Source organism: Nostoc sp., assembly GCF_036917465.1.
Classification (GTDB): Bacteria; Cyanobacteriota; Cyanobacteriia; order Cyanobacteriales; family Nostocaceae; genus Nostoc.
The window spans coordinates 25984-39127 of sequence record NZ_JBALDL010000097.1; the positions used below are offsets into that span (position 1 = coordinate 25984).

Here is a 13144-nt window from a genome sequence, read left to right on the forward strand (position 1 = left end):
GTGAAAAACCTGCAATTTATTGAGTCTACGACTTATTTGGAGTAGAACCAATCCCATTTGTAAAGGTGGCTGAAAGTTACACCGCTACAGTAGCGCCAAAAGAGAAAATAATTTTATTTCTGATGGCGAATAATGGTTAAAAGTGCCGTGAAATCAGCAAAATTAATTTCTGTGGCAACTATGACCTCTAATTGGTTGTGGACAACCATAATATGAAGTGCTTTTGTCTCCTATTGGCAGTGATTCACCCATTACACTAGAGTCCTAAGTAGCTCTATGCAAATGCTAAAAAGCCAAATGCCAGCATAAGACTACATCATTTATCAGCTTGGAGAGAGTAAGGAAAATTTGAGCATAATGACTGAAACTGCAACCGCACCATTAACCGGAAAAGCACTACTTGCGAAAGTAAAAGAACTTTCCACTTTACCACGCCGAGAAAGAGCTAAACAGTGCGGCTATTACACTGTTACTAAGAATAACCAGGTTCGTGTCAATCTCACTGATTTTTATGACGCTTTGCTATCGGCTAGAGGAATTCCTCTAAGTCCAGAAGCACCTAAAGATGGTCGTGGTCGTGAACCGACATATCGGGTTAGCGTCCATCAAAATGGTCAGATTGTGATTGGTGCTACATATACCAAAGCAATGGGCTTAAAGTCTGGAGATGAGTTTGAAATTAGGCTGGGATACAAGCATATTCACTTGATTCAACTTGGCGAAAGTGATAAAAAACTAACCTCAGCAGATATAGACTCTGAAGAATCAGACGAAGATTTGGAAGACGAAGAGTAAATTTTCTGATGGTAGGGATAAGTTTCAGATAATGAGAACTTGTCCTTACCTCCACAGCAAACTAGTAACTCTATTGAGAAAATTTTGTCTGAAGTAAAAAATACGATTAGACCCCTTGCAAAATTCACCAAATTTAGTAGATTCTTGATTAATCAGCAAGAAATCTATAGTGCAAGAAGTCTATCGTGTTTTTTTTGATAACTTTCTTTGAATCTTCGGTTAACGTATTTCTAGCATTTATGCAAAATGCACCAGCACTAGTTATAGTGATGGCATTTTTTATTTTCTGGATAGTTTGCTGGTTGCCAGTAGCAGCAGTATCAGCAATATTGCTCAATTGGCAACCTCCTAAACCTTTACAGCCAGAGCAAAAAATGCCCTTATTGGTATCACTTTACCTATTAGCTCCCCTGATTTTGTGGGCAGTTAGTTGGCTTACCAATAAATCTTTTTCGGATTACGGCTTTGTTGGGAATTTTTCAACCCTTGGTTCGTTAGCGCTAGGTTTCGGTTTGGGAGTGGTAAGCCTAGCTATTGTATTTAGTGGGCAATTCGGATTAGGTTGGTGTTCTTTTGAAAAGACGAATTTCAAGTTAGTACTACCCATCTTGCTACCGATTTTCTTGATAGCATTGTTAGTTGGTGGGATAGAAGAGTTAGTTTTTCGGGGTTTTCTGTTCACGGAATTAGCACAGGATTATCCCGTTTGGGTAGCAGCAGCAATTTCTAGCTTGATTTTTGCCTTGCTACATCTAGTTTGGGAGCAACGTGAAACCGCACCCCAACTCCCTGGATTGTGGCTGATGGGAATGGTGTTGGTGTTGGCACGTTTTGCCGCTCGCAACAATTTGGGTTTAGCTTGGGGATTGCACGCGGGATGGGTATGGGCGATCGCAACCCTAGATACAGCAGAATTAATTACTTACACAGGTAAAGTCTCTGACTGGTTTACAGGTAAGAATAAAAAACCTCTAGCTGGGTTGGCGGGAATTATTTGTGTACTGGGAACTGCAATAAGTATCTGGCTTTTCTCTCGGTATTTTTAATTTCGTGTTAGATGTCTTACGGGGCTGGGGAAGTCATGCACAATTAAGATAAAACTGGAGCATGAGTCTATGACATACAGTGATTTTAGTCTTCTTAAAGTTACAGATGTCTTTAGGTATAAATAAGATTTACGCAAAACTTTAGCCAAAACCCTTATTCTTAGGTAGGGGCAATTCATGAATTGCCCCTACACCGTGTGGTTTTGAGTAAGTCCTAATAAATAAAGTAAAAATAGGACGGACGAAATGCCCACCCTACAAGAGATGATTAATGTAGGTGTCTCGTTTGCTAGAGATTCGTTACCTAATCCCTAATACTTAACCTCCAAAACCAGGTATTAAACGCTTGAGGGCGCGACTGGCAATGTCGCTATAGCGCAGTTCTGCACACACAATCTTACCCATGATTTTGCCACCAGAGGGATGCTTAACACCAACTTTGTATCCAAAACCAGGAAAGCGATAGAATGCTCCAGCTAATTGTTGTGCCCAAGCCATCTCAGTACCATATTCTTCATTAATAGCTTCACTATATTTTTCTAAAGCGTTGGTGTCACCCGAAAGGGAATCATTAATGGCTCCTGCTGCGATCAAACCGCTAAAAATTGAAGGACGAATGCCTTCTGCTGTCATCGGATAAACTACACAAGCAGCTTCCCCAGCCAAAACTGCATTTTGGGTATGCAACTTTTGCTTTCCATCCCACAAGGAAATAGGATAACCATGCTGCTTACTAGTTTTGATATCTAGATTAAACGATCGCGCGTACTCATCTAAAATCTTCTTAAAATTCTGGGGTTCGCCACGGATAAATGTACCGACACCAATGGAATAACCATCTGCCTTCGGGAAGTTCCAAGCGTAGCCATTTTTCACCAAGCCCAACTCAACGTGAATTGTGGATTTGTCTGTCACAGTTGCAGGAACTTCTGCTTCCAAAGCTGCTGCTAAAAAACGTTTACGTTCTTTGAAGCCTAGCCATTTTGCCATTGGGCCTTTAGCACCATCAGCCGCGATTAAGTAGCGACTTGTAATTGGGCCATTCGCTGTGTTAACTTGCCAATGGTCACTTTTAAATTCAATACCAATCACTTCAGTATTATCTCGGAGTTCAGCCCCTAGTTTCTGTGCCTGCTGCACTAGAAAATGGTCAAAAATATCTCGTCGCACCATCCAGACTGGTTCTCCTGTACCAATTTTTGTTTCTACGGGATCGCCCAATTTCCATGTAAAACGAAAGGAGTCAGCTTTTACAGAAATTGCTGGGCTAAAATCAAAGTCAAACCATTGAGCGATCGCTGGGGATACACCACCACCACAAGGTTTATATCTTGGCAGGGATTCTTTCTCTAACACTAATACTGAGCGGCCCTGCTTGGCTAAATGATATGCAGCTGTTCCACCAGCTGGGCCAGCACCGACGATGATGCAGTCGTACATAAGGCTGAATTTTTGCTCCTGAATTAGTTGATTTTCTCTTGTAGTAGGGGCAATTTATCATAATTCGTAATTCGTAATTAAATATGGGTTGATAACCTCATTTTTATAAATGGCTTGTATGTTAGTCGGCGTTTAAATTCCCGTCATAAAACACAACTACATTAGCGTAGCGAGTCAACGTACCCCTGCTCTTAAGCAAGCTACGTACAACGTCTCGTAGAGAGCGTCATTATGAATTAGGAATTACGAATTGTTTAAGAATTAACACTACTTCAATTATTCACGCCCACTTACGTGCTTGATTAATTTTTGTTCGATATTTAAGAAATGATAAAGGCTGAAGAATTTCAGTATCATTCTTCAGCCTTTATGCTTCAGACTTTAGACTTTAAACAGTCGTAATGTCTTTTTCTTTTTCTGCTAAGAGCGCGTCTATTTTGGCAGTATACTCGTTTGTGAGTTTTTGCAAGTCGTCTTGTTGGTCTTTTGATTCATCTTTGGAGATTTCAGAGGCTTTTTCTTGCTTGCGAATCGAGTCTATGGCATCGCGGCGGATGTTGCGAATAGCAACACGACCCTCTTCAGCATACTTGGTAGCCATTTTGACGAATTCTTTCCGGCGATCGCTTGTCAAAGGCGGAATATTCAGCCGAATCACAGAACCATCGTTGCTGGGGGTTAAACCCACATCAGAGAGAGAAATCGCCTTCTCAACGATGTTTAAGGTGTTGCGCTCGTAGGGCTGAATCAGAATTGTCGAGGCATCTGGCGTGCTAATATTCGCCAGTGATTTTAAGGCTGTAGGCGAACCGTAATAGTCCACTAATACTTTATCTAATAAACTCGAATTGGCGCGGCCAGTGCGAATCGTGTTAAAAGCTCGTTGAGTTGACTCAACAGAACTTTGCATTTTACTTTTAGCGTCAGCTAATATCACAAGAACCTCCCACAAGGGTACCGATGGATTCTCCCAAGACTGCTCGGTGGATGTTACCTCGCACCGTTAGGTCAAATACCAGAATTGGGATATTATTTTCTTTACACAAGGCGATCGCAGTACTATCCATCACCCGCAAATCTTTGGCTAAAACGTGCGCGTAGGTAAGGCTATTGTAACGCTTGGCGTTAGGATAAATGTGAGGATCGGCATCATATACTCCGTCTACTTTGGTGGCTTTAAAAATCACCTCAGCGTCAATTTCTGCTGCTCTTAGTGCCGCAGTAGTATCTGTAGTAAAGAAGGGATTTCCAGAACCAGCCCCAAAAATTACCACCCGCCCTTTTTCAAGATGACGGATGGCACGACGACGGATATATGGTTCTGCTAATTCTTGCATAGCGATCGCAGTTTGCACCCGCGTCTGTACCCCTATGTGTTCTAGCGAATCTTGCAACGTCATGGCGTTCATTACCGTGGCAATCATCCCTATGTAGTCAGCAGTTGCCCTGTCCATCCCCGCCGACGCTGCTTTCACGCCACGAAAAATATTGCCGCCGCCAACAACGATGGCTATTTGAATGCCAGTGGCTATCACCTCTGCTAATTCTTGTGCTATTCCTTTGACCACTTCTGGATCAATACCATAGCCCATGTTGCCCATTAAGGCTTCACCGCTCAGTTTGAGTAAAACCCGTCGGTAATTCGTTCCCATGAAGTTACGCTTTATCAAAAAAGTTGCAATTGCCTCCAATTTAAGATAGCAGTTACAGGGACTATCTATGTCTAGTTACGCCAAATCAATGTAGTACCTATTGGTTCTGTTTGTGGTACATCTATGGTCTGACCAAGAAATAGAGAGGCGATCGCAGTTCTCAAATATTCTTCTCCCACTGCTGATGCATCTTGGGGATGATTATCAATTCTGCCTTTATAGCGAACTATACCATTAGCATCTATTAAAAAGGCCATTGGTGTTTTTGTCGCCCCAAAACTCTGGGTTACATCTTGCGTCGAATCCCACAGGTAAGGAAAGTTCAAATCGTGACGCTGGGCAAAAGCTTTCATATTTTCAAAGCTTGGCCTAGTTTCAAGATTACCATCACTACCATTCATCCCAATTAGTGTGAAGCCTTTAGGGGCAAATTCGGCTTGAATGTTTTTTAACCTGTTGATATACCACTCTACATAAGGACAGTGGTTACATAAGGAAATAACGCCCACTGCTCGGAACTTCTCAAGATAACGCCTAAGATGGTGTACTTGATCGTCAATTCCTGGCAGTTCAAAATCGGGTGCATAGCTCCCGATGGGAGTATCGATTGTTTCTAGTATATTCATGTTGTCTGGCTCGCAGAACTAGGAACAAGAAAAGTATTGTTAAATTCAGCGTCAGTTTCCAGTTGCAAACCACTCCTTAGCCGATGCCTCATATTCTGACAATGTTATAGACTCTCATTCGCGATCGTAAATTGTGAAACTACTGAATCTAGCAATGATACTAATTCACTCACATCTAAATAAATCGCAAAAATATTGTTCACATTATAAACTTAATGCTGACACAATCTAAGTTGTGAGAAATTGCCCTATCAACAAGACGAAAACTCTCTATCCTGGATAACACTATCAGTCTAGAAGTTTCATGCTGTAATGTCTAAGTTATCACTAGAGTAAAGGATTTTCTTTGAAAATCTGATAAATTTTATTCAAATTCAAAACAATTTTACTTGCTTCTTACTGCTGAAAGGCTTTTACTCTTGTATTCATCAAATTTATTATGACAACCTCAAGTTCAAAAACAGCATTTACCTCTACAAAAACCTGGATTTGGCAAGATTTCTCTATCTGCTATCAAACCCAAGGAACCACTGGGCCGGCTGTTGTCCTCGTGCATGGATTTGGCGCTTCTTGGTGGCATTGGCGGAAAAATATTCCTGTGTTAGCACAAAATTGCCGTGTTTATGCTATTGATTTGATTGGTTTTGGCGGTTCTGCAAAACCTCAACCTGGTGAAAAAATTGCTTATACTCTAGAAACCTGGGGACAACAAGTAGGAGATTTTTGCCGGGAAATAGTCGGTGAACCAGCTTTTTTAGTTGGCAATTCAATTGGCTGTATTGTAGCCATGCAAGCAGCAGTTGGCAATCCAGATATTGTCTTAGGAGTTGCTTTGCTAAACTGTTCTTTACGGCTGTTACACGATCGCAAACGGGTAACTTTACCTTGGACTCGTCGTTTCGGAGCGCCTTTACTACAACGCCTGTTATCTATCAAACCAGTTGGCGATTTCTTTTTCAATCAACTCGCCAAACCGAAAACGGTGCGGAAAATTCTGCTGCAAGCATACTCGAATCCTGAGATGGTGACAGATGAGTTGGTAGATATTCTTATGTCACCAGCAAGCGATCCGGGGGCTGGGGCTGTGTTTCTGGCTTTTACCTCTTATTCTACAGGGCCATTACCTGAAGAACTTTTACCACTGTTACAGTGTCCGGCGATTATTTTGTGGGGAACGGCTGATCCGTGGGAACCAATTAAATTAGGGAGAGAATTAGCTAATTTTCCGCAAGTAGAAAAGTTTATTCCTTTAGAGGGAGTTGGGCATTGTCCGCAGGATGAAGCGCCGGAGTTAGTCAATCCGATTTTACTCGATTGGATTTTGGAGCGAAAGACACTAATAGACTCGGCAAAGCTAGAGGAATAATTTACATCAAGTTAACCTCAAAATTTATAGAATGCATATTCAAAGATAAAACTTTATTCAAAGATTATTCTTGTTTAAAAGAGATTTCATAGAGTTAACTCAAGATTAACTGACTTAAGAAGAAAGCAAGGGCTGCACTACCCAAAGGAACTGTCAAATTATCAATACCCAAAAATGAAACAGCTTCTAAACCAGTAGCGATAAATGCAACCACGAGCGATATCGCCCAAGTTTGCCAATTATTCCCTTGAGTGCCAATCAAAATCAAACTACTGATGAGATAGGTAACGAACATCATCGTTAGGGAGCCTTCCCAACTTTTTTGTGTTCCAAAAACTTTATACTTGTGTGTACCAAAGCGTTGCCCAATTAAGGCTGCTAGTCCATCTCCCCAAGTCATGATCAGAATTCCTAGTGCTGCGTATTGGGGTTGTTGCAAGTACCAAAAAGAGGCAACTAAAATACCGAAACTGACAGAGTAAAAAAATGTCCCGAAACTCTGCCTTCCAACGCTATTAATACCAGGAAGAATAGGCAATCGGTAGGATAATAAGGTGATTGCACTCGCTAAAATAGAAGCTGTAATCCCTACACTGGCAGGAATATCTAGCCACCAAGCAAGTAAAATCACGTTACCAGTGCCAATATGAACTATCTTCCGCACGATTTCTGGCTTATCGGTGAAGCGGTTTACCACCCATGCAATCATGAGGATGACTAACACCCAAATTGCAGTAATCGCAATTTGTAGCCATAAAACCGGAATTGAGGTTAAGTCAGAAAATGTAATCAACAAAGATGTAACAAAATGAAAATTTTTACCTCTGTTACTAATTTATAAGATTTAGGTAACTCCAATGAAATTATTATTTATTTGGCTGATTCGGGGCTACCGAATGTTTATATCGCCGTTGTTTCTCCCGACTTGTCGCTTTCAACCCACTTGTTCGATGTATGCTATTGAAGCTATTGAACGATTTGGAGTATTGCGTGGTAGCTGGATGGCGACTCGGCGAATTTTGCGCTGTCACCCGTTTCATCCAGGTGGTTACGATCCAGTGCCAGAGGTGGTAGGAAAGGTAAAAGAGGAGTAGATATTGCCAATTCCCAATTCCCAATTCCTAATGCCCAATTAAAGAAGTGTTCGTGGGTATAGGTATTTGGGGAGATGTCAAGATATGAGGTTGTCATCTAGCTTGAGAAAGTTGAATAATTTAATTTGGAGTTACCATGCTTAATCCTACTGCGATTTCTATACCCGAACCACGAATTCCCAATCCTGAACCGAATCCACTACCGAGTCCTGAACCTACACCCGGGCCAGGCATACCGCAGCCCTTACCAGAACCATTACCTGCTCCCATTCCTCAAACAGTTCCAGGGACGATTCCTCAAACCATACCGGAACCGGTTTAAATTACCCTGGTAATGTAATCCAAAATCCAAAATCTAAAATCCAAAATGCTAAGAGCCGGAATTGTCGGACTTCCCAACGTCGGAAAATCTACTTTATTTAATGCTGTAGTTGCTAATGCCAAGGCAGAAGCGGCTAACTTCCCTTTTTGCACGATTGAACCGAATGTCGGCGTTGTCGCAGTACCGGATGAGCGGTTAAGTGTTCTTGCTAAGATTGCTAGTTCGGTACAAACTATTCCGGCGCGGGTTGAATTTGTAGATATTGCCGGTTTGGTTAAAGGTGCAAGTCAGGGTGAGGGACTAGGAAATCAATTCCTGTCCCACATCCGGGAAGTTGATGCGATCATCCATGTGGTACGTTGTTTTGAAAATGACGATATTATCCACGTTGCTGGTTCTGTTAACCCAGCGCGAGATATTGAAATCATTAATATAGAATTGGGTTTATCAGATTTAGGACAAATTGAGCGGCGAATTGATCGGACTCGCAAACAAGCTCGTACCAGCAAAGATGCACAGTTTGAAGTCTCAGTTTTGGAAAAATTAGCTGCGGCTTTAAATGAAGGTAAATCGGTGCGTCAGGTAAGTTTGAATGAAGAAGAAGAAGTAATTATTAAGGGATTAGAACTGCTCACTTATAAACCGATTATCTACGCCGCCAATGTATCTGAAGATGAGTTGGCAACTGGTAATCATTTTGTGGAAACAGTGCGGCAAATTGCATCGACAGAAAATGCCCAAGTTGTGATAGTTTCGGCTCAAGTTGAAGCGGAGTTAGTAGAGTTACCAGAGGAAGATAAAGCAGATTTCCTCGCGTCTTTAGGTGTGGAAGAAGGCGGTTTGAAATCATTGATTCGTGCAACTTACTCGCTTCTAGGCTTGCGGACATATTTTACCTGCGGCCCCAAAGAAACCCGCGCTTGGACAATTAATGCTGGAATGTCTGCACCTCAAGCTGCTGGTGTAATTCACAGTGATTTTGAGCGGGGATTTATTCGCGCTGAAACTGTCGCTTATAAAGATTTGGTAACAACTGGTTCGATGAATGCTGCGAAGGAAAAAGGGTTGGTTCGCAGTGAAGGAAAAGAGTATGTTGTGCAGGAAGGGGATGTAATGTTGTTCCGATTTAATGTGTAAGGGTAATTAATTAAGTGGCCATTATCTAACTGATAATGGTCAACTTATACTAAATTGCGATCGCGTACCCGCCCACCGTACGCCATCGCACTAACAAATATTGACAAAAGCTTAAAATTATGCATACTTTTTAAGGAAGCTATTAGGCGATCGCAAATAAACCAGCAAAGACATACTTCAGTTACTTCCGCCCACCATGTATACGTAGGAACCCAAATTCTCATCATCTGTACCAACAATCGCACCACCTTCTGCACCAGGTACAAGTTCCATAGCTTCAATTTTGTGGTAATCAGAGCGGTAAAGGGGAACAAGTTGAGAATTTTGCCGCCATGCAATTTTGTTACCACCCAATCCCAAATAACCAGCGACATACACAGCTGACTGAAATGGGCCATCATCTCCGGCATCACTTGCTGAGGTGATGTATACAATTCCTATGGGGTCTATCTTAATATCTGAAATATGACGAACATTGCCAGATGGAAACGGTACTTTTAGATTGGCAGAACCTGCGAGAGTAATTTGATATTTAGCCAAATCAAACATTCCCCAAAAAATAGTTGCTGGTTGTTCTCCTTCACCTCGATCTGCCCAAATAGCAACTATTTTTCCGTCTATATTTTGTAATCCAAATCCTTCAAAATTATTTCCTTGAATAATTCCTGGTAAATTGAATTTTTTGAGAACTAAGACGGTTTTAACGACTGGATTTAACCTGATATAATAGGCTTTTCCAGAACTGCTTAAAGCGATGAAAGAGAATTTTGTTTTTTCTGGAACAGATGTTAAAGCTTCTAAATCGATGGGCAATTCTATTTTGTCTGGCCAGTTTAATGAGAAATATTCAGGTTGTTTTTTTCCCTTTAATACTAATAATTGCTAAACGTGTTTGATTGGGTTTTTTGTTGTCGTGGACAATCAGAAAATCGAGCGTATTGCTTTGCTGCTTTATCAAAGCCATACCACTGATTCCGAAAGGGATACCACCGCGAACTGGTCTCCAATCATGCGCCCAAACTTGCACAGATATGAGTAACAATGTACTCAAGACTACTATATTGATGATTACAGCGCTTCCGGCTATTATGCAATACAGTTTTCCTCTTGCCCCTCTTCTATCACAGCTTTCAGCTTTGAGGATGTACCTCATAGCTGCCGTAAGTGCTGTAACCTGAGAAACCGAGACATATTACAAGGAATTGGGCATGGAGGATTGGGTATGGGGCATTGGCTTAGAAAAACTCTTCCCAGCCCCTACACTCCGTAAGAGGAGTGTGTTAGTCGAGGCTCAATAATATTAAATACTAACAATTTGCACCCACATCAATGAAGCTGTCTTTTCTACTCACAAGCATCAGAATATTTACGTAATTATTTGAGTTACGATAGGATTTTCTGTAAAGAAAGCAATAATTCGTTGACTGTATAGGGCTTTACCAAAAACGTATTGATACCAATAGCAGCTACTGCACTCAGCTTGTTGTCAGACATAAGTCCACTACTGGCAATAATTCTGACTTGAGGGTTGATTTTTTTCAGGGTACGAATGGCAGTTAAACCATCGAGGGTGGGCAGCATAATATCCATCAGTACGGCATCAATTTTATCTCGATTTTGAACGTATAGCGCGATCGCTTCAATGCCATCACTGGCAATTAGGGTTGTGTAGTTGTGAGCTTCCAGCGATGTCCTCGTAATCTCTTGAATGGCAACTTCATCATCCACAATCAAAATCAATTCTCCATGTCCTTTCTGTGGTGTCAATTCTTCTGGAGTAATTGTTTCCATTCCCCCAACTGCTGGCAAGTAAACCTTAAAGCTAGTGCCACTTCCTGGTTCGCTATAGACGTTCACAAAACCACCGTGGCTTTTGATAATTCCCACCACGGTGGAAAGTCCTAAACCTGTGCCTTTTCCGATATCTTTTGTGGTAAAGAATGGCTCGAAAATTCTATCTAAGATTTCTTTAGTAATCCCAACTCCAGTATCGGAGACAGTAATCACTATGTAAGCCCCCTCTTTGGCTTCCAGGTTCATGCGGGCATAATTTTCGTCAATCAAGAGATTTTCAGCATAGATGCTCAAACTCCCGCCGTTGGGCATTGCATCGCGGGCGTTAACGCAAAGGTTCATCAGCACTTGATGTAGTTGGGTGCTATCTCCAGAAACCATCCATAAATCTTGCAGGACATCAGTGCTGATTTGTATGGATTTGGGAAATGTCTCTTTAAGAATCTTACCAACTTCCACAATTATATGTCTGAGTTGCAAAGTGATGCGCTTTCCTTCTACACCCCGCGCAAATGACAGCACTTGTTTGACTAAATCTGCCCCGCGTCTAGCATTGATTTCCAATATCTCTAATAGATGACGGGTGCGCTCATCTGCATCGGGAAATTTAAGTGGTAAGAGTTGCGCTCCTGCCAAAATTGGTGTGAGGATATTGTTGAGATCGTGAGCAATGCCGCTAGCTAAAGTGCCAATACTTTCCAACCGTTGGGCGCGAAATAATTGGGCTTCTAAATGTTTTTTCTCAGTAATATCTGTGTCAACGGTGAGAATAGCTTTTGGCTTTCCTTGTTCATCACATACTAAACTCCAGCGACTAGCAACAAGAATTTCTTTGTCAGCTTTGGTAAGTTTAGTTAACTCACCTTGCCACTTACCTTTACTAGTAGCTTGTAAAAGAGCCGCTTCTATTTCTGGGGAAGGTTCGTCATACAAAAGCTCACTAGCATTTTTGCCCCAAGCCTCTGTAGCTTTCCAGCCATAAAGTGTTTCTGCGCCTTTGTTCCAAAAAATAATTTGATTGTTTAAATCTCGCACGCAAATGGCATCTGTGGTGACATCTAGTAATGCTGCTTGTTCGCGGATTTTTTCTTCTGCCAATTTGCGTTCGCGTAGCGCCGCCTGTCGTTCGCTAATATCAATACTGGCACATGTCACGCCCACAATTTCTTGCGACTCATTCCGCAATGGCTCAACTGTCAAATCGTAATATCGAGTTGTATCTTTGATTGTAATTGATACTTCTTCTCGCGTTCCTATGTCAGTGGTTAGCACCCCACGTTTAATTGTGGTGAGACGTTGAGCATCTTCAACTGAGATAATATCCAAGTCTTGTTTGCCCAATATTTCCTCAACAGTCAATCTAAATGGGGGATTGTAAACCCAGGTGTAGCGTAAATCTATATCTTGGTTGTAGACAAAGATAGGAGAGTTTTTCAGGGCTACCCGAAATCGCTCCTCACTGTGGCGCAATGCGTCATCTGCCCGTTGACGTTCAATAGCATAACGCATAGAGCGTACCAGCAAGTCACCAGTTACTTGCCCTTTCACCAAATAATCTTGCGCTCCTTCTTGCATGGCTCTAATTGCTAGGGTTTCATCATTTATACCCGTCAGCACAATTATCGGAGTGGCTTTTGCTTGATGGTGAGCAATTACAAAGGTTTCTAGCCCCTGGCTATCTGGTAGCGAGAGGTCTAACAAAATTACATCAAAAAGTTCCTTAGCTAAGTAGTTTAGTGCTTCTGAAAGCCGCTCAACAGGCATCAAGTCAACTACAACTGTGGTAACTTCTTTTAAAAACTCCTGTAATAAAAAGACATCACTAGGGTTATCTTCTACTAACAAAACTTTAATATTTTTACCTGCCATTTG

Annotated in this window: 12 protein-coding genes and 1 pseudogene; 6 read left to right on the forward strand and 7 right to left on the reverse strand. The window is 41.7% G+C overall.

Going from position 1 to position 13144, the window contains the following annotated elements:
- Window positions 1-357: 357 nt before the first annotated feature.
- Window positions 358-795, forward strand: coding sequence for an AbrB family transcriptional regulator (locus tag V7K38_RS26610; RefSeq protein ID WP_094341554.1), 438 nt, complete (start codon window positions 358-360; stop codon window positions 793-795).
- A 239-nt stretch (window positions 796-1034) separates the two neighbouring features.
- On the forward strand, window positions 1035-1841 hold the full coding sequence (locus tag V7K38_RS26615) for a CPBP family intramembrane glutamic endopeptidase (RefSeq protein ID WP_334862273.1): 807 nt from the start codon (window positions 1035-1037) through the stop codon (window positions 1839-1841).
- A gap of 318 nt (window positions 1842-2159) precedes the next feature.
- Here V7K38_RS26615 and V7K38_RS26620 read toward each other — a convergent pair whose 3' ends face one another.
- The 4 genes from V7K38_RS26620 to V7K38_RS26635 form a co-directional block, all read right to left on the reverse strand.
- Window positions 2160-3281: a geranylgeranyl reductase family protein gene (locus tag V7K38_RS26620; protein WP_334862275.1), complete on the reverse strand. Its 1122-nt coding sequence runs from the start codon at window positions 3279-3281 to the stop codon at window positions 2160-2162.
- 388 nt (window positions 3282-3669) lie between these two features.
- Entirely contained in the window at window positions 3670-4218 is a 549-nt protein-coding gene (gene frr, locus V7K38_RS26625; protein WP_334862277.1) for a ribosome recycling factor, read from the reverse strand.
- Entirely contained in the window at window positions 4205-4933 is a 729-nt protein-coding gene (pyrH, locus tag V7K38_RS26630; RefSeq protein WP_334862279.1) for a UMP kinase, read from the reverse strand. Before pyrH ends, frr begins: the two co-directional genes overlap by 14 nt.
- Window positions 4934-5004: 71 nt before the next feature.
- Complete coding sequence (locus V7K38_RS26635) at window positions 5005-5559, reverse strand: thioredoxin family protein (protein WP_334862281.1); 555 nt, start codon at window positions 5557-5559, stop codon at window positions 5005-5007.
- Between the two features lie 439 nt (window positions 5560-5998).
- On the opposite strand from V7K38_RS26635, the gene V7K38_RS26640 reads away from it, so the two are divergent.
- Complete coding sequence (locus V7K38_RS26640; RefSeq protein ID WP_334862283.1) at window positions 5999-6925, forward strand: alpha/beta fold hydrolase; 927 nt, start codon at window positions 5999-6001, stop codon at window positions 6923-6925.
- Between the two features lie 94 nt (window positions 6926-7019).
- On the opposite strand, the gene V7K38_RS26645 is transcribed toward V7K38_RS26640, so the two are convergent.
- Complete coding sequence (locus V7K38_RS26645) at window positions 7020-7721, reverse strand: diacylglycerol/polyprenol kinase family protein (RefSeq protein ID WP_334862285.1); 702 nt, start codon at window positions 7719-7721, stop codon at window positions 7020-7022.
- Between the two features lie 61 nt (window positions 7722-7782).
- On the opposite strand from V7K38_RS26645, the gene yidD reads away from it, so the two are divergent.
- The 3 genes from yidD to ychF all read left to right on the forward strand — a co-directional run bounded on the left by yidD (window position 7783) and on the right by ychF (window position 9478).
- Complete coding sequence (yidD, locus tag V7K38_RS26650) at window positions 7783-8019, forward strand: membrane protein insertion efficiency factor YidD (RefSeq protein WP_334862287.1); 237 nt, start codon at window positions 7783-7785, stop codon at window positions 8017-8019.
- A gap of 136 nt (window positions 8020-8155) precedes the next feature.
- Window positions 8156-8341 (forward strand): hypothetical protein, encoded by a 186-nt coding sequence (locus V7K38_RS26655; RefSeq protein WP_334862289.1) that lies wholly within the window; start codon window positions 8156-8158, stop codon window positions 8339-8341.
- Between the two features lie 45 nt (window positions 8342-8386).
- A complete protein-coding gene (gene ychF, locus V7K38_RS26660; protein WP_334862291.1) occupies window positions 8387-9478 on the forward strand; it encodes a redox-regulated ATPase YchF in 1092 nt (363 codons plus the stop codon).
- A gap of 177 nt (window positions 9479-9655) precedes the next feature.
- Here ychF and V7K38_RS26665 read toward each other — a convergent pair.
- Both V7K38_RS26665 and V7K38_RS26670 read right to left on the reverse strand, forming a co-directional pair.
- Window positions 9656-10568 (reverse strand): annotated as a pseudogene (locus V7K38_RS26665) (hypothetical protein).
- Between the two features lie 293 nt (window positions 10569-10861).
- Window positions 10862-13141 carry a hybrid sensor histidine kinase/response regulator gene (locus V7K38_RS26670; RefSeq protein ID WP_334862344.1) on the reverse strand — a complete coding sequence of 760 codons (2280 nt, stop codon included), beginning with the start codon at window positions 13139-13141 and terminating at the stop codon, window positions 10862-10864.
- Between the last annotated feature and the right edge of the window lie 3 nt (window positions 13142-13144).